At 66.8% G+C, this 17,443-nt stretch carries 15 protein-coding genes; 6 read left to right on the top strand and 9 right to left on the bottom strand.

The annotated features are described in order from the left end of the window. Positions 1-26: 26 nt before the first annotated feature. The 6 genes from NED98_RS07570 to NED98_RS07545 form a co-directional block, all read right to left on the bottom strand. The gene (locus tag NED98_RS07570) at positions 27-614 is read right to left on the bottom strand and encodes a hypothetical protein (RefSeq protein WP_265312456.1); all 588 of its coding nucleotides are present in this window, start codon (positions 612-614) and stop codon (positions 27-29) included. 224 nt (positions 615-838) lie between these two features. After that, positions 839-2,149: a type II toxin-antitoxin system HipA family toxin gene (locus tag NED98_RS07565; protein ID WP_265312455.1), complete on the bottom strand. Its 1,311-nt coding sequence runs from the start codon at positions 2,147-2,149 to the stop codon at positions 839-841. Beyond that, positions 2,139-2,477 carry a helix-turn-helix transcriptional regulator gene (locus NED98_RS07560; RefSeq protein ID WP_265312454.1) on the bottom strand — a complete coding sequence of 113 codons (339 nt, stop codon included), beginning with the start codon at positions 2,475-2,477 and terminating at the stop codon, positions 2,139-2,141. The genes NED98_RS07565 and NED98_RS07560 overlap by 11 nt, the downstream gene beginning before the upstream one ends. A 147-nt stretch (positions 2,478-2,624) precedes the next feature. Continuing rightward, positions 2,625-3,713 (bottom strand): prolyl aminopeptidase, encoded by a 1,089-nt coding sequence (gene pip / locus NED98_RS07555; protein WP_265312453.1) that lies wholly within the window; start codon positions 3,711-3,713, stop codon positions 2,625-2,627. A gap of 48 nt (positions 3,714-3,761) precedes the next feature. After that, positions 3,762-4,940: an iron-containing alcohol dehydrogenase gene (locus NED98_RS07550; protein ID WP_265312452.1), complete on the bottom strand. Its 1,179-nt coding sequence runs from the start codon at positions 4,938-4,940 to the stop codon at positions 3,762-3,764. An 84-nt stretch (positions 4,941-5,024) separates the two neighbouring features. Beyond that, positions 5,025-7,577 carry a TonB-dependent receptor gene (locus tag NED98_RS07545; protein ID WP_265312451.1) on the bottom strand — a complete coding sequence of 851 codons (2,553 nt, stop codon included), beginning with the start codon at positions 7,575-7,577 and terminating at the stop codon, positions 5,025-5,027. A gap of 453 nt (positions 7,578-8,030) precedes the next feature. Between NED98_RS07545 and NED98_RS07540 the strand changes: the two genes are divergently transcribed. Both NED98_RS07540 and cobO read left to right on the top strand, forming a co-directional pair. Continuing rightward, entirely contained in the window at positions 8,031-9,830 is a 1,800-nt protein-coding gene (locus tag NED98_RS07540; RefSeq protein ID WP_265312450.1) for an ABC transporter ATP-binding protein, read from the top strand. A gap of 238 nt (positions 9,831-10,068) precedes the next feature. Then, positions 10,069-10,674: a cob(I)yrinic acid a,c-diamide adenosyltransferase gene (cobO, locus tag NED98_RS07535; RefSeq protein WP_265312449.1), complete on the top strand. Its 606-nt coding sequence runs from the start codon at positions 10,069-10,071 to the stop codon at positions 10,672-10,674. Between the two features lie 296 nt (positions 10,675-10,970). On the opposite strand, the gene acpA is transcribed toward cobO, so the two are convergent. After that, positions 10,971-12,638 (bottom strand): acid phosphatase, encoded by a 1,668-nt coding sequence (gene acpA, locus NED98_RS07530; protein WP_265312448.1) that lies wholly within the window; start codon positions 12,636-12,638, stop codon positions 10,971-10,973. A 117-nt stretch (positions 12,639-12,755) separates the two neighbouring features. Between acpA and NED98_RS07525 the strand changes: the two genes are divergently transcribed. Together NED98_RS07525 and NED98_RS07520 are read left to right on the top strand one after the other, a co-directional pair. Further along, on the top strand, positions 12,756-13,169 hold the full coding sequence (locus NED98_RS07525) for a VOC family protein (protein WP_179515318.1): 414 nt from the start codon (positions 12,756-12,758) through the stop codon (positions 13,167-13,169). Positions 13,170-13,258: 89 nt separating this feature from the next. Continuing rightward, complete coding sequence (locus NED98_RS07520) at positions 13,259-13,981, top strand: META and DUF4377 domain-containing protein (RefSeq protein ID WP_265312447.1); 723 nt, start codon at positions 13,259-13,261, stop codon at positions 13,979-13,981. Between the two features lie 37 nt (positions 13,982-14,018). Here NED98_RS07520 and NED98_RS07515 read toward each other — a convergent pair whose 3' ends face one another. Further along, complete coding sequence (locus NED98_RS07515) at positions 14,019-14,177, bottom strand: hypothetical protein (RefSeq protein WP_179515320.1); 159 nt, start codon at positions 14,175-14,177, stop codon at positions 14,019-14,021. Between the two features lie 134 nt (positions 14,178-14,311). Further along, positions 14,312-15,214, bottom strand: coding sequence for an AraC family transcriptional regulator (locus NED98_RS07510; protein ID WP_265312446.1), 903 nt, complete (start codon positions 15,212-15,214; stop codon positions 14,312-14,314). Positions 15,215-15,422: 208 nt separating this feature from the next. Between NED98_RS07510 and NED98_RS07505 the strand changes: the two genes are divergently transcribed. Continuing rightward, positions 15,423-16,388: an SDR family NAD(P)-dependent oxidoreductase gene (locus NED98_RS07505; RefSeq protein WP_265312445.1), complete on the top strand. Its 966-nt coding sequence runs from the start codon at positions 15,423-15,425 to the stop codon at positions 16,386-16,388. A gap of 32 nt (positions 16,389-16,420) precedes the next feature. Next, positions 16,421-17,413, top strand: a complete 993-nt coding sequence (locus NED98_RS07500; protein WP_265312444.1) for an aldo/keto reductase — start codon at positions 16,421-16,423, stop codon at positions 17,411-17,413. Positions 17,414-17,443 lie beyond the last annotated feature (30 nt).

The following is a 17,443-nucleotide window of genomic DNA, read 5'->3' as shown; positions in this document are numbered from 1 at the left end:
GTTCCTGCCGCCGCGGCAACGGCCCATTAAGGGTGCATATCGCGCAGGCGACCGCCGATCACCCCGGCAACGCTGGCGATGAAAGCGCCGATGACGAGCGACAGGCCGGTGAAGGCGGCGAAGGTAGCGGCGACCTTGCGCGCCGCATCGATCGCTTCCTTGCTCGTCGGAACATCGGCCGGCGCCGGTGCGAGGCTGGCGAGCGCGGTCGCGCCGACCGCGACGACCGCCACCACCACCGTCGCGGTCGCCCAGGTGACGAAGCCGTGCGCGGTATCGCGGAAGAAGACCTCGTCGCCGTGGAGCCCGTGCCACCGCACGCGCAGCCGCCCGGCGAGATACCCGCCGAGCGCGGCGGACAGCCATTGCGTCACGACCAGCCAGATTCCCGCGCCGATCGTAAACGTCTCGGGCTTGGCGCCGACGCCGGGCCACGGCGACACCGTCGCCAGCCCGAACGCCGACCCCAGCATCAGCAAGGTAAGGCTGAGCGCGATCGCGCCGATCGTACCGGCGGTCACCGCGGACCAGGATAATGCCGCACCCGCAGCGGGTGTCGAAGCGCCGTTGGGATAGAGCACGGGATCGACCGTGCCGTAGATTTCGCCGGTCATGATCAATGCCAGACCAGCAAGAGAATCAGGATGATCGGCAGCGGGATGCCGAGCAGCCACAGCAAAATGCCCTTTCCCATGACATTTTCTCCCATACCCCTCCCTGGGTTGATGGTGCTGGTTACAACAACTTGAAATACGAAGAAGTTCCCTGTCCGAAAGCTTGACGGACCCAGGCCGGATTGCGTCTTCCGATCGAGCGATGCTTCCGACTTCTTTCCAGACTATCCCGCGGCGCGGATCTGGGTCGCGCGCGCGGCGAGGTGCGCCGCCGCGCCGTCGAGGCCGTAAAAGGCGAACGGGTTGAGGAACTGGCGGCCCCAGAACAGCGACCGGTCGACCGGCCCCAGACCGGCCTCGTCGCACAAGGGGTGCCAATGCGCGGCGATCGTTTCGAGCTGGTGCCCGACGATCGCGATCGCCTGATCCTGCGAAAGATGGAAATCGCCCGCCGCGGCGAGGCAGGTGGCGATCTGGCTCGATCGCTGCTGGTCGATGATCAGCATCGCCTGGCTCGCCTCCTCGCCCGCGCGCGCCTGCGGGCAAATGTCATAGGCCGGGGTCAGGCTGAGCCGCGTGCCGTCCCAGAAGGCGGCGTGATTGCGCGCATGATCGTCGACATTGCCGACGAGGATATTGAGCACCAGCCGCCCGAACAATTCGCGCAAGGTGGCATTGGGGTCAATGAAGCGGAAACGGATGATTTCGGCGAGATCCTGATAGCTTGCGTAACGCGCCTGCATCTCGTCCAGCTCGAGCATGGTGAGCGCCGACACCATTGCCTTGCGGCGCCACGCATTGCCCAGCGGCACGCGATCGAAGCGCTCTACCAGCAGCACGTCTTTGCCCGCGGCATGCGCCAACCGCACCGGGGCGACCGAAAGCCCCGCCAGCTCGGCCAGCCGCATCGCGATATATTCGCCCTTCACGACCGCATAAGTGTCGTTCCCGCTCGAGAATTTGGCGACATATTTGCGCTTGCCGTCGACGATCAGCGCCTTCGGCCGGGCGCCGCCGATCGAGCTGCCGTGATGCAGCGCCTGATCGAGTTCGAAGGTGAGCGGCAGATTCTTCTCGACCCGCTCGGCGGAGGCGAGCAATTCCTCCAGGCTCGCATGCCCGCCGCCGCGCGGGACATAATCGGTCGCCGAGGTCTGGAAATCGAGCGCGCCGATCCGGTCCGATCCGGATTCGAGCAGGAAGACGAGTTCGTCGAGTTCGAGCCCTTCGAGCGCCTCGCCCTTCACCCCGAAGGTCTTGTTGAGGATCACCCGCCGGCCCCAGGCATCGGGCGCGCTGTCGCGGATCGCGCTCGCCATCGACAGATTGCCGGGCGGCGCGATCGGGCCGGGTTCGAGCGGCAGTTCGGGCAGGTAAAGCGGGATCGCATTGTCGCGCTCGCGATAGGAGCGGCCGTAGACGAACTGGATACGTTCGCCGTCCTGCACCAGCCGCCCGGCGACGACCGGGGTGGTCGCGCCGGGCAGCCAGGTCCAGACGAAGGCCTCGCGCGGCGCGGGGAGCTCAGAAGTCATCGCTGACGCTCAGCTGGTGTGGGCGGACGCGGCTGGGGAGCAGCGCGAGGCGCTTGTTGGTTTCGTCGAGTCGCATCGTGACGCCCTGCGCATCCTCGTCGAACAGCGGGATGTTGAGCAGCGCACAGGCTTCGAACGCGAGCCCCACTTCGACCTTGGGATCGCCGCTTTCGAGCCGCTGCAACGTTCCCCGATCGACCCCGAGCCGGTCCGCCAGTTCTTTCGCGGTGATCCGCCGCGACTTGCGCTCGGCTTCGACCAGCGCGCCGAGCAGCTGAACCGCGGCGATCGTGTAACGGGCGTAGCTTCGCTTCTTCGACGCGGGCATTTGCGGGACCCATCCATCGTTAATCGCGTTAATGCGCGATGCAAGCGGCGCTAGCCGTTTCGTCAGCGTTTGTCAAACGAGAAGCTGTATGTATCCAGCATTATGGCGCTTAATGCTGGATACATACAGCTCGAAACGCGAACGGTTTTATCGCAGCGGCGGCAGGCCGTCCATGATCGCGGTCAGCGCCAGCGCATTTTCGCGTTCCATCGCGCTATGTCCGGCGTTGGTGACGACATAGCTCGCCGGCGCCGCTCCCGCGTCGCGCAGCGCGGCGACCAGCCGCGATGCCTGGGTCAGCGGGCAGACCAGATCGAAGCGTCCGTGAACGATATGCGTCGGGATCGTCGCCAGCGTCGCGGCATGGCGGATGATGTGATCGGGGGGCAGGAACAAGGCGTTGGCGAAGAAATGCGCCTCGATCTGCGCGAAGCACAGGGCGAAGGTCTCCTCGCCGAACTTGCCCTCGTCTTCGGTATCGGGGATCGCGTTGGAGATCGTGCCTTCCCACACCGACCAGGCGAGCGCCGCGGCGAGCTGGTGCCGGCGCTCGTCGTCATTTTTCGGCGCCATGTCGAAGATCGCCTTATAGGCCTTCATCACGTCGCCGCGGTCGGCCGGCGCGATCGGGGCGAGGAACGCCGCCCATGCCTCGGGGTAGCTGACATAGGCGCCCGGTGCGGTGAGCCCGAACGGGTCCCCGGCAAAGGTCGCGGCATTGCCCTGATACATGAAGTGGAGGTCTTCCGGCGCGCCGAGGAAGATCCCGCGCAGGATCAGCGTGGCGCAATGCTGCGGATACGCGATCGCATAGGCCATCGCCAGCGTGCTGCCCCAGCTGCCGCCGAAAACGTGCATCTTGCCGGTGATGCCGAGCGCGTCGCGCAGCCGGTTGATATCCTCGACGAGATGCGCGGTGGTGTTGTTGGTCAGCGCCACCGCGGGGCCGGCCGAGGCGACGGTGGGCTCGCTCTTGCCGCAGCCGCGCTGGTCGAACAGGATGACGCGATAGCGCTCGGGATCGAAGAAGCGCGCCATGACGGGGGCGCAGGCGCCGCCGGGGCCGCCGTGAAGGAACATCACCGGCTCGCCGGCCGGATTGCCATATTCTTCCCAGTAGAGCTTGTGATCGGGATCGCGATCGACCTGCAGCAGCCCGGTGCGGCGCGCCTCGGCGGCGGGATAGCGCCATTCGTCGTCGATCTTGCTGGTGCGCTGGAGCGCCGAGAAATCCATGTCCGCTGTCCTTGCTGTTCCGAGGGGCGCCGGTCCGGCCGGCCGACGTCATGCTTCTATCGCGCGTCCTACCCAGATTTGGCGATAAATGCCTTGAATCTCTTCCGCCGACGGGGTGACCGGATTGTTGCCGGGGGACCCTGAGGCAAGCGCCTGTTCGGCCATCAGCGGCAGCAGCGTATCCCAGCGCGCGCGATCGATCCCATAGGCCGCCGGGGTCGGGACGGCGAGGTCACGGTTGAGCGCCTCCAGCTCCCCGATCAGCCGCGCGACCGCCGCCTGATCGCCTTCGCCCGGTGGCGCGATCTGCATGAAGCGCGCGCAATCGGCGTAGCGGTCGAGCGCATGCGGGGCCGAGAAAGCGGTGACGGCCGGCAGAAGCATCGCGTTCGACAGCCCGTGGGGGACGTGGAAATGCGCCCCGATCGGCCGGCTCATCCCGTGGACCAGCGCGACGCTGGCGTTGGAGAAAGCGATCCCGGCATAGGTCGCGCCGCGCATCATCGCGTCGCGCGCGGCGCGGTCGTCGGGGGCGGCGCAGACGCGGCGCAGATTGGGCGCGAGCAGCGCCATCGCCTTTTCCGCGAACAGATCCGAGAAAGGATTGGCGCGGCGCGAGACATAGGCTTCGATCGCATGGGTCAGCGCGTCGATCCCGGTGTCCGCGGTGAGCCGCGCGGGCATGCTGAGCGTGAGATCGGGGTCGACCAGCGCGGCGAGCGGGAGATAGGCGAGCCCCGCGCACAGCATCTTCTCGTCGCTCGCCTCGTCGGTGATGATCGTGAAACGGGTCGCCTCGGATCCGGTCCCGGCGGTGGTCGGGATCGCGACGATCGGCAGCCCCGGCGCGTCCTGGACATGCGGCACCATATAATCGCGCGAGACCCCGCCGTGCACCGCGAGGACCGCGATCGCCTTGGCGCTGTCGATCGGACTGCCGCCGCCGAACCCGACGACGCAATCGTGATCGCCCTGCGCGAGAAAGGACCGCGCCAGCTCGATCGACGCCGCGGTCGGCTCCGGCACGGTATCGGCGAAGACCCGCGCCGCGATCCCCGCAGCGGCCAGCCCCGCGACGAGCGGCGCGACGAAACCGTTATCGAACAGGAACCGGTCGGTGACGATCAGCGGCCTCGACAGGCCGAGCGAACCGAGCACGGCGGGTAATTCGCCCGACGATCCCGCGCCGATGCGCAGGATCCTCGGCAATGCGACGATCGGTGTCATCCTTCCTCCCGCGCGTGCTTTTCACGTTGCGGGAGCATGTAGCCCGGTGAGCGCCGATCGCAAATGGCGCGACCATGCGTCCGATCAATAAGCGGCGGACAGGGTCAGGAACCACTGGCGCGGCGCGATCGGATAGGCCGAATAGCTGTTGGTCGCCGACCCGATCGATAGGCTCGATACGCCCTTCTTATCGGTCAGGTTGGTGACGTTGAGCGCGATCTCCGCCTTGCGCAGCGGCAGGACGTTATCCGGCACCTTGGCGGCGAGACGCAGCGAGGTCAGGAAATAGGAGGGCACGCTGGCGTCGTTGGTGAACGTCGCGAAGCGGCGGCCGACGAAATCGCCGATCACCTGCAGCTCGAACGGGCCGCCGGAGAGCGTCGCGACGGTCTTGTTCATCCATTTGGGCGTCCCGGGCAATTGCTTGCCGCAGGTCGGGACGACGCCGTTGGTCACGAGATAGCCGCCGATGCACGACCCGGTCGCGGCGCCGATCCCGGTCGCGGCCGAGGTGTAATCGCTTTGATATTTGGAGAGATTGTACGAAGTCGCATTGTAGAGCGAGAAGGTGCGGCCGAAGCGCAGCGTGAAGGCCGCGTCGACGCCGTCGGTCTTCACGTCGCCGACGTTGACGAGGATCGAGGTGCCGCCGGTGATGCCGCTGCCCGCGATCCCGCCCGGGTTGGTCGAAATCGCCAGCAGCCGGTTGTTGAACACGACGTGATAGTAATTGATCTGCGCCTCGAGCCCGATGTCGTTGCCGAAATTGCGGCGCGAGCGCAGGCCGCCCTCATAGGTCCAGCTGCTCTCAGGCTTGCCCTGTTGCGCGAAGGCGTCGAACGCCGCCTGGCTGCCGGTGAACCACGGCCCGCCGCCGCCCGCCAGATACGCCTGATACTGGCGCAGATTCTTCTGGACGTTGAAATAGACCTGCTCGTGGCCGTTGATGTCATAGGTCGCGCCGAACGCCGGCAGGAACCAGCGCAAGGTGTTGATCCGCCCCTGCGGCAACCCGCCCGCAAGGCCCGAGAGCGACCCCGCCCTGGGCTGGACCGGGAACCAGCCGTTGGCCCATTGCGCGCTCGTCTTGAAACCGGCCTGGACCAGCAACTTGTCGGTCGCCTGCCAGCTATCCTGGATATGGAGCTGGAGCTGGTTGATCCGCGCCTCGCCCTGATATTGGGTGAACAGCGGCGCGGCCGCATCGAGCGGGCGGATATAGGGCGTGCTCGACGCGGGATTGTTGACGTCGACGCCGTACCAGCGGCGCCATTGCGTCGTGCTGTTATGTTCGAACCAGCCGCCGAGCTCGATCTTGTGGTCGCCGATTTCGGCGTTGAGCGCGGCAATCACCCCGCCGCGATCGATGCGATATTCGGTGGTGCGGGTGATCAGCCCCGACCCGCCGGTCGCCGCAACCAGCGCCGCGCCGGCCGCTGCCGCCTGCGCGTTGGTCAGCGCGGTGCAGGCAGCGGGGCGGACGCCGTTGGCGTTGCCGCCGAACCGGCAATTGGTCGGCAGGCTGGCGTAATTGGGATCGAGATAGGGCTGGGCGGTGGTGATCGACTGGCCGAGCGGACCGGCGACAACGCCGGCACCGTCATTGTGGTGATAATAGCCGGTGGTCGACAGCGTCACGCGATCCGATAGATGCGCGTCGTAGCGGATGTAGCCGAGATAATCGGTCCGCTGCGCATCGGAGTAATAATTGCGGTAATTGCTTCCCTCGGTCGCCGGCGAATTGCCGAGCGGGCTGAGATAGGCGGTGCGATAGGTACCGAAATCGGGGTAGAAGAATGGCTTGGTATAGGGCGTATAGAGCTGCGTCGGTGTCGCTGTGCCGCCCGCCGACGGCTTGAAGAAGACGGTCGCATCCTCGTTCGGCTGCGTCATGTCATTATAGTCGAAGAAGAATGTCAGCTTGCCGATCTTGCCGTCGTGGACGAACTTGGCGTTCGCCTGATAACCGCCTTGATTGCCGTTGAAATCCCACGCCCGGGCATGCTGGCGCGCCGCCGAGATATAGGCCGAATTGCTGCCGTCCGCGCCGAACGCGCCGCTGTCGAGCCGGATGAAGGTGCGCGAGGTGCTGTAGCTGCCGATGGTCTGTGCGGCCTGCACGCCCATCTTCTGGAGCGGGTTCGACGAGAAGGTTTCGACCGTGCCGCCGAGGTTGCTGTTCGACGCGGTGGCAAGATCGCCCGCCCCGGTCGCCACGACGACGCGGCCGACATTTTCCGAGATCACCGCGCGCTGCGGCGAGAGGCCGTTGTAATTGCCGTAGCTCTGATCGCCGAGCGGGATCCCGTCCATCGTATAGCCGAGCTGGTTGCCGGCGAAGCCATGGATGAAGATCTGCGCGTTCTGCTCGTTATAGCCCCAGGGATCGGCGGTGATGTAGAGCACGCCGGGCAATGTCTGGACCGCCTTCAGCGGCGAGACGCCGGGCAGGATCTTCTGGATTTCGACCTGCGGGATCGCGGTCGCCGAGCGGGTCGATTTGGCGGTGATGACGATCGTCGAACTGTCGTCGGCCACGGCCGTTTCCGCTGGCGCCTCGGCGGTCTGGGCGAACGCCGCATTGGCGAACAGAAGCGCGCTGGCGAGCGCGAACAGGCTGGACGTGGATCGGATCACGGCGGTCCCTTTTTTGTGGTCGTTGCTGCGACGCAGAACGAGGCGCCTGTGGACGCCGGCCGTGCAATTTTCGTGACGCTTTCGTTGCGGACCGATGACAATCGTCCCTCTCATGTGCTTCTGCCTTCGCCGGGACACAAGGGAGGCGGATACGCAATGCTCGTTCGACGAGAAGCAGTATTGGCCGCGATGCCGCCGCACAATTGTAATAAACGGTGTCCGCAAAATCAGCCACTTGCCAGTCACATCGAATATTGTTACACGGCCACCGCATTCCAGCGCGAAGAAAGGAGGGCGTAGATGATCATGTCGACCACAGCACGCCCTCTCGGCGGGTTCGGAGCCATTAGGCATTACCGCCATTAGGTTCTGAAGCCTCCCGATTCGGGTTTTCGCCCGATCGATCCTGACATTCATCGCATTGGAGACGGCGCCTGAGCGCCGGTTCACGACATGGCATTAACACGCGCCGAAGACCGCGCGGATTCGATCCGCCGCGTGCTTGCATTCACCTTTCGTCACTGGGCCGCGCAACGCGGCCGCGCGATCTTTATCGCGCTGTTCATCACCGCGGCGACGGTCACCGAGATTTTCGTGCCGCTTTTCGCCGGCCGGCTGATCGACGCGCTCGCCGCCAACCGGCGCGAGGGCGCGCTGCTGCTGTTCGCGGCGATGGCGTCGCTCGGCCTCGCGATGGTCGCGCTGCGCCACGTCGCCTGGGCGGGGATCGTGCCGTTCACGTTGCGCATCATGCGCCACGTGACCCACGACGCCTTCCACCGCGTCCAGCGCTTCTCGACCGACTGGCACGCCAACAGCTTCGCCGGCTCGACCGTGCGCAAGATCACCCGCGGCATGTGGGCGTTCGACACGCTCAACGACGTGCTGCTGCTCCAGTTGCTGCCGTCGACCGTCGTGCTCGTCGGGACGATGCTGCTGCTCGGCTGGCACTGGCCGATCCTCGGCGTGGTGATGGGGGTGGGCGCGCTTGCCTATATCGCGATGACCGTCGTGCTCGCGACGCGCTGGGCGGCGCCGGCCTCGACGCTGTCCAACGCGTGGGACACTAAATTGGGCGGGCTCTTGTCCGACGCGATCGGCTCCAACGCGGTGGTCAAGGCGTTCGGCGCCGAGGATCGCGAAGAGGGTCGGGTCGACCGGCTGCTCACCAAATGGGCGAAGCGGACGCGGCGCACCTGGATGCGCTACACCTGGTCGGGCAGCGGGCAGCTCCTCGTATTATGGGGCATTCGCAGCGCAATCACCGGCGCGGCCTTGTGGCTGTGGTGGCGCGGGGCGGCGACGCCGGGCGATGTCACTTATGTGCTCGCCAGCTATTTCGTGGTCCACGGCTATCTGTCCGACATCGGCTTCCACATCCATCACCTGCAACGCTCGGTGAACGAGATGGAGGAGCTGGTCGACCTGCACGATCAGCCGCTCGGGATCGAGGATCGCAGCGACGCGGTGCCGATCCGCATCGACGCGGGCGAGGTGCGCTTTGAGGATGTCACCTTCCGCTATGGCGGGCATGAGACGCCGCTCTACGAGCACCTCGATCTCGTGATCCGCGGCGGCGAGCGCGTCGGCCTCGTCGGACATTCGGGATCGGGCAAGACGACCTTCGTCAAGCTCGTCCAGCGGCTCTACGACGTCAGCGCGGGCCGGGTGACGATCGACGGCCAGGATGTGTCGCACGCGACCCAGCAATCGCTGCGTCGGCAGATCGCGATCGTACAGCAGGAACCGATCCTGTTCCACCGCAGCCTCGCCGACAATATCGCCTACGCCCGCCCGGAGGCGACGCAGCGCGAGATCGAGGCGGCGGCACGGCTCGCCAATGCGCATGACTTCATCGTCAAGCTGCCGCGTGGCTACAGCACGTTGGTCGGCGAGCGCGGGGTCAAGCTGTCTGGCGGCGAGCGTCAGCGCGTGGCGCTGGCTCGCGCCTTCCTGGCGGATGCGCCGATCCTCATCCTCGACGAGGCGACCTCCAGCCTCGATTCGGAGAGCGAGGCGCTGATCCAGCAGGCGATGGACCGGCTGATGAAGGGCCGCACCGCGATCGTCATCGCGCACCGGCTCTCCACGGTGCGCACGCTCGACCGCATCCTGGTGTTCGATCAGGGGCGGATCATCGAGGACGGCGATCACGATGCGCTGCTTGCCGATGCGGGGGGCCAGTATCGCCGGCTGTTCGATCGGCAATCGGGCAACATCGTCGACGACGCGCCCGAGCTGACCGACGCCTGAAGGGTTCGGGGGATCGGGCGCCGCATTTCGGCGCCCGATCTTCGCGCCGGCGAGAGACGTTGACGCCGCGGCGCTGCGGCTTCTAGGTCGCGCGTGCACAGAGGAAGAAGAAGCCGGTGAAAGCCCGGCGCGGTCGCGCCACTGTAAACGACACTGCGAAGCGGGGTCGGGAGCCAGACCTTCTCCCTCGGGCGACAAACCTCTCTTGGGACGCGAAGATCCCGCAAGGAGCAAGACGATGGCCGAACGGACCGAGGCGCAGCACGCCGAAAAGATGAAGAAGCGACAGGCGGCGCAGGCCAGGATCGTCGCGGCCAAGACGATCGAGAAGGGGCTGCTGATCGTCCACACCGGCGCCGGCAAGGGCAAGACCACCGCCGCATTGGGGATGGCGGTGCGCGCGATCGGCCACGGCATGAAGGTGGGGGTGATCCAGTTCGTCAAGGGCGCGATGACCACCGGCGAGAAAGCGGTGTTCGACGCTTTTCCCGCGCATGCCGAGTTCAAGCCGATGGGCGAGGGCTTCACCTGGGATACGCAGGACCGCGCACGCGATATCGCGACCGCGCGCGTCGCGTGGGACGAGGTGAAGCGGATGATCGCCGACCCGGCCTATGACATGGTGGTCGCCGACGAGCTCAACATCGTGCTGCGCTACGATTATCTGCCGCTCGACGAGGTGCTGGCGGTGCTCACCGCGCGGCCGGCGATGAAGCATGTCGTCGTCACCGGCCGCAATGCCCCCGCGGCGCTGATCGAGGCGGCCGATCTGGTGACCGAGATGACGCAGGTGAAACACCCGTTCCGATCCGGGGTGAAGGCGCAGGCCGGGATCGAATTCTAGCGCGTCGCGGGATCCACCCCGGCGAAGGCCGGGGTAAAGTTACGACCGGCCTGATCCTGGACCCCGGCGTTCGCCGGGGTGGGCGCCCCCATATTGTGTTCCTGCCTCCGCGGGAGCACAGCGGCGGCTCGACGTGACCGACGTCCCGCCGCTCGGCTTCACCTTTCATCGTCACGCCGGGCTCGACCCGGCACCCAGAGTCTCAGGCGGTGTCCTTTGTGGCTCTGGATGCCGGGTCGAGCCCGGCATGACGATGAAGAAATTCGGATTCTACCCCCGCCCGCGCTGCGCAGCAACTACTCCAACCTCAGCGCCTGCGTCAGATCGCCCGGCGGCGGGCCGCCCGCCGCGATCATCGCGCGCTCGCGTTCGACCAGCCCCGGCAGCTTCTCCAGCCCCCAGCGCCGCGTGATGAAGCGCGCGATCGATCCGGTATCGTAGATCGTATGATCGACCTCGCCGCGCCGCGCGTGCGGCGAGATCACCAGCGCGGGGATGCGGGTGCCCGGCCCCCAGCGGTCGCCCTTGGGCGGCGCGACATGATCCCACCAGCCGCCATTTTCGTCGAAGGTGACGACGATCAGCATCTTCGCCCATTGCGGGCTCTTGCGCAGCGCGTCGATCACCCCGGCGATATGGCGGTCCCCGGCATCGACGTCCGAATAGCCGGCGTGCATGTTGAGGTTGCCCTGCGGTTTGTAGAAGGTGACCGGGGGCAGCTTGCCCGCCGCGGCATCGGCGAGGAACTTGTTGGTCCGCGCGGTCTCGCCGGTGCCGCCGTCGCGCAGATGCCGGTCGCGCGCCGCGGTGCCGGGGGCGAATTGGGTGAAATAGTTGAACGGCTGGTGATGCGGCTGGAAATTGGGCCGCGTCGGGAAAGCGCCGTCGGTGCCGTGCCCGGCAAGCGCCGCCGCCCAGCCGCCGCCATACCACGCCCAGTCGACAGTCTTCGCGCTCAGCATGTCGCCGATCGTCTTGTGGCTCTGCGGGACGAGCGTGTGCGCGCTCTGCCAATTGGCATAGCCGGGCCGCGCGGGATCGAGATCATAGGTCGGCGCATAAGGCGGCATCAGCGTGTTGACCGCCCAGAAATCGGGGGTGATCGAATTGGGCACGAACTGCACCGGGCCGTCCATCGCGCTCTTGGGCGAATTGGCGGTCTGCTTGATGCGGATGCTCCTGGGATCGCCGTCCTCGGTGATCGCGATCCGGCCCTTCGCCGGGCTCTTGTCGGCATCGGGATAGAAAGGCGGGCGCGCCGCAATGAGATATTGGTGGTTGAGATAGGAGCCGCCGAATGCCCCCATGAAGAAATTGTCGCACAGCGTGAACTCGCGCGCGATCTGCCACAGCCGCAGGTTGGACGAGCCGTCACCATAATGGCCCATCACCAGCGCGCCGCTGTCGCCCCAGGCAACGAAGCCGTCGTTGCGCCCGCCGTTGATCTGCAGCTGGTTGTTGTAAAAGGCGTGGACCAGATCGCGCGTGACGACGCCATGCGGCAGCGGATCGCCCTCCGGGGTCGACAGCGCGAAGGGCGCATTGGGCAGCGCGGGCAGATCGTCAGGGCCGATCTGATAGTCGCGATGCTCAACCACCTGTTTGTTGGGGACCAGCCCCTCCCAGATCTTGGGCAACTTCTCCAGGACCTTGCCGTCTCGGTCGCGCTGGAGCGTGCGGTCGGCGGGCACCTTCGACAGCGGGTTCTGGAGCCCGGGGAAATCGGCGAACAGATTGTTGAAGCTGCGGTTCTCGGCGTAGATCACGACGATTGTATCGATATGTGCGCGCAGCGCCGCGTCGCTCGCCCCGCCAGCGGGCCGCGCGGCCGGCTTGGTCGCCGCCTCCGCCGGCAGCCCCACCGCCGCCGCGCCGATCGCGGTGGCGATGCCTTCGAGAAGCAGGCGGCGTTGCGGGCTCTCGGGGCGGCCGGGGCGGGGCGGCTTGGCGGTGCTGTCGGTCATGCGGCGTTCGTAGCCGCCGCACGCGACCGGTGACAATCCCGCAACAATCGGCTTCGACGTGGCGGCGCCGATCGGCTAGTCTTCGCGCGATCACACCCTGTTGCAAGGAGATGGAAGATGAGCGGCCCCGCCAATCAAGCGCCTACCAGCGGCCTTACCCCGCACATCACGATTCGCGACAAGCGCGCCAAGGAGGCGATCGATTTCTACGCCCGCGCGTTCGGCGCGACCGAGCAGGCGCGGGCGCCCGCGGAGGACGGCGAGCGGCTGATGCACGCGCATCTCCATATCAACGGCGCGTCGCTGATGATGCATGACGATTTCCCCGAATATTCGGGCAAGCCAGCGAGCGAGCCCGCGGGTCTCGTGCTCCACCTGCAGGTCGACGATACCGACAAATGGTATCAGCGCGCGGTCGATGCCGGGGCGACCTCGGTGATGGCTCCGGAGGATATGTTCTGGGGCGATCGCTATGCGCAGGTGCGCGATCCGTTCGGCCACCTCTGGTCGATCGGCACCCCGCTACGCTGACCCGCGCGCACCTTTCGCACCCGCAACAATGGCGACATGCCGGGTTCATCCGGCGCGACCTATTCGCCTCCGTAACAAAGGAGTTTGCGATGAAGTTGATCGACCGGACCGGCGCGATGATGCTCGGTCTCGCCGTGGTCCTGGCGGCGGGTGCGGCGGATGCCGCCCCCGCGAGCGCGAAAGGTGCCGCCGCCCGGCTCGCAGCGCAGCATTGGGATCTGGTGGCGTGGAGCGGGCGCCCATTGCCACAGGGCAAGCCGCTGCGGCTCGATTTCGACGCCGCGAACGGGCGCTTTTCGAGCGACACCGGGTGCAACCGCACCGGCGGCGCGTTCCGCGTCGGCCGCGATACGTTGCGCTTCGGCGACGGCAAGCACGGCTTCGCCAGCACGCTGATGGCCTGCCCGCCGCCGGCGATGGCGACCGAGCGCGCCTATGTCGACGCGCTGTCGGCAGTCACGCGCTATCGCCTTGCGGGCGATCAATTGGTCCTGCGCACCGCCAAGGGCGCGACGCTGACCTATCGCGCGGCGCACAAGCCCGCCGCCGATGCCCCGCGCAAGCTGGTCTATGTCTCGGCCGAAACCCGCCCGTGCAATGGGGTCGGCCGGATGACCTGCCTGCAGATCCGCGAGAAGCCTGGCGACCGCTGGCAGCTGCATTATGGCGGCATCGAAGGGTTCGCCCCGCATCCGGGGATCGAATACCGCCTGCGGATCATCGAGGAAAAGATCGCCAACCCCCCGGCGGATGCGTCGTCGATCCGCTGGACGCTCGATCAGGTGATCGAGCAGCGCGTGGTGCGTCGATAAGTGACGGTCGGCGGGCGCCGCGACGCCCGCCGCCGCTTCATGCAGCCTGTTCGTTCAGCCGATAGGTGCGCACCCAGGCTTCGACCACTTCGAAGCGGGGATCATTCTCCTCGAGATCGAGGTAGAGACGAAGAATCTCCATGCGCGGTGTGACAAAGAGTTCCTGCTGAAAAGCAGCGATTTCGAGCGGGGTCACAGAGTTGATCCAGTGCATCCATTATCGGGCGGCGACACGGCGCGGGAAGGGAGCGCCGCATCGCCACCGACAAAACCGCCGGCGCGCGATGTCGATCCACGGTTCGTCTCATTCTGGACGCGATAACCCGTTGGTCAGGCAGCGCCGCTGGCGTCCTCTAACACCCTGTTCCCGCCGCGCAGGCGCCCGGCGTCGCGGTGCGGCGGGGCGCCGAACATGCGGGCATATTCGCGGCTGAACTGCGACGCGCTTTCATAGCCGACCATATGCGCCGCCCGCGCCGCGCCGCCGCTGGCGATGAGCAGTCGTCGCGCCTCCTGCAGCCGCAGCGTCTTCTGATATTGCAGCGGGCTCATCGCGGTCGCCGCCTTGAAGTGGCGGTGGAACGACGCGGGGCTCATCCCGGCCCGCTCCGCGAGGTCCTCCACGCGCAGCATCTCGTCGAAATGCGCGCGGATCCACGCGATCGCCTGCCGCACCCGGCTCAGCCGGCTGTCCGTCCGCACCACCTGGCGCAGCACCCCGCCCTGCGGCCCCTTGAGTAGCCGGTAGAGGATCTCGCGCTCGTGGATCGGCGCGAGCACCGCGATATCATCGGGGGTGTCGAGCAGGGCGAGCAGGCGCGTCCAGGCGTCGAGCAGATCGGGGGTGACCGCGCTCACCGCGAAACCGCGCGTTTCTCCCTCCGCGGCGGGAGGCATATCAGAGATCAACGCGAGCAGACTGGCGCGATCGAGCCGCAGGCTCACCGCGACATAGGGTTTGGCCGGGGTCGCCTCGACCACCCAGCCAGAGGCGGGCAGATCGACGCCGGTGATGAAATAGCTCGCCGGGTCGTAGCGCAGCAGCCGATCGCCGATCATCACCTGCTTCGCGCCCTGCAGGACGAGACACAAGGCGGGCTCGTACAGGCTCGGGGTCGGCAGCGTCGGTCCGATGCCGCCGTGCACCGCGACGCGGGGGATAAGCGTGTCGCGCCGCATGCCGTCGACGTGGCGCGCGGCGATCGCCAGCATCCGGCTGAGCTGTTCCTGCATGCCCGCAACATCGTGAAGCTTGCGCGCCGAGACAAGTCGCCCACGCGCAGAGCGCACCGCTGTTGATAGGATCGGGCAAGACTTCGATCGGATCGCGCTTCGGCCGTAGCGCGCCCGGCCCAATATCGGGCCGGCAGCGGACGACCCTCCACGGCGCGATCCACATCATTGTCTGTCCAATCATTCCCCGACACAGGAGAAACGATCCATGACCAATGCCTTCGGCGCGGAATCGACCACCGACGAGATACTCGCCGGCGTCGATCTCGCGGGCAAACGCATCCTCGTGACGGGCGTATCGGCCGGGCTGGGGGTGGAGACGGCGCGCGCGCTTGCCGCGCACGGCGCCGACGTCGTCGGGGCGGCGCGCGATCTGGCCAAGGCCGAGACGGCGACCGCAGTGGTGCGCGAGGCGGCCAGGGCCGGCGGCGGGAGCCTCGAACTGGTCCAGCTCGATCTCGCCTCGCTCGCCAGCGTGCGTGCCTGCGCCGATGCCTTGCGCGCCGATGGCCGTCCGTTCGACATCATCATCGCCAACGCCGGGGTGATGGCCTGTCCCAAGGGGCAGACGCAGGACGGGTTCGAGACCCAGTTCGGCACCAACCACCTCGGCCATTTCGTGCTGGTCAACCGCATCGCATCGCTGCTGCGGCCCGGCGGGCGGCTGGTGAATCTCGCCTCGGCGGGGCATCGTATCGCCGATGTCGATCTCGACGATCCCAATTTCGACCATACGCCCTATGTCGAATTCGTCGCTTATGGCCGCTCCAAGACGGCCAATATCCTGTTCGCGGTCGAATTCGATCGCCGGCACCGCGATCGCGGGGTCCGCGCGGCCGCGGTCCATCCCGGCGCGATCCAGACCGAGCTGGGGCGGCACCTGACGCAGGAGAGCATCGATCAGCTGCTCGCGTCGCTCGGCGCGCCGCAAAGCGAAAGTGGCGCGCTGCCGTTCACCTATAAGTCGATCCCGCAGGGCGCGGCGACATCGGTGTGGGCGGCGGCAGTCGCCCCGGCGGATGAAGTGGGCGGGCTCTATTGCGAGGACTGCCATGTCGCCGAACTGGAGGAATCGACGAGCATCTTCGCCGGCGTGCGGGGTTATGCGCGCGATCCCGAGCGCGCCAAGGCATTGTGGGCGAAGAGCGAAGAAATGGTCGGCGAACGTTTCTGACGCCGACTGGACCGACAAGAGGAGAACCGGACATGAAATATCGTACGCTGGGGCACGGGCTGAAGGTGTCCGCGATCGGGATCGGCTGCATGCCGATGATCCGCGGCGGCAATATCATCTACGGCGCGGCCGATGACGATGTGTCGACCCGCACGATCCACGAGGCGATCGATCTCGGCATCACCTTCTTCGATACCGCCGAAATGTACGGGCCGTTCAGCAACGAGGAACTGGTCGGCGCGGCGATCAAGGGCAAGCGCGACGGGCTGGTCATCGCGACCAAATTCGCGATGCGCTGGGAGGGCAACAATCCGGTCGCGGTCGACGGCAGCCCGGAAAATGCGCGGCGCGCGTGCGAGGGATCGCTGAAACGGCTCGGCATCGACACGATCGACCTGTTCTACCAGCATCGTGTCGACCCCGATGTGCCGATCGAGGAGACGATCGGCGGGATGGCCGAGCTGGTGAAGGAAGGGAAGGTGCGTTACCTCGGGCTGTCCGAGGCTGCGGCGGAGACGGTGCGCCGCGCCGCCGCGGTGCATCCGATCGCCGCATTGCAGACCGAATATTCGGTGTGGGAGCGCGACGTCGAGAACGGCATCCTCCAGGCATGCCGCGAGAATGGCATCGGCTTTGTGCCCTACAGCCCGCTCGGGCGGGGGCTGCTCGCCGGCGGGATCCGCAGCCTCGACGATCTCGCCCCCGACGACTGGCGCCGCAACGATCCGCGCTATTCGCCCGAGAACATGCCGAAGAATCTCGCGATCGTCGATGCGATCGCGACGGTGGCGCAGCGCCACGGCGTCTCCAACGCGCAGATCGCGCTGGCGTGGCTGCTCGCACAGGGCGACGACATCGTGCCGATCCCCGGGGTCAAGCGCAGCGAGACGATGCGCGACAGCGCCGGCGCGCCCGATGTCACGCTGACCGCCGACGACCTCGCGACGATCGCCGCAGCGGCGCCGAGCGGCGCGACGGCAGGGCCGCGTTATGCCCCCGCCGGCATGGCGCGAGTGAAGCTGTAATCTCTTCTCCCCTCCCTTGAACAAGCGAGG

The organism is Sphingomonas lycopersici (assembly GCF_026130605.1).
In the GTDB taxonomy this organism is placed as follows: domain Bacteria; phylum Pseudomonadota; class Alphaproteobacteria; order Sphingomonadales; family Sphingomonadaceae; genus Sphingomonas; species Sphingomonas lycopersici.
The sequence above is the reverse complement of the archived record's forward strand: the minus strand, read 5'-3'. Positions and strand labels throughout refer to the sequence as shown.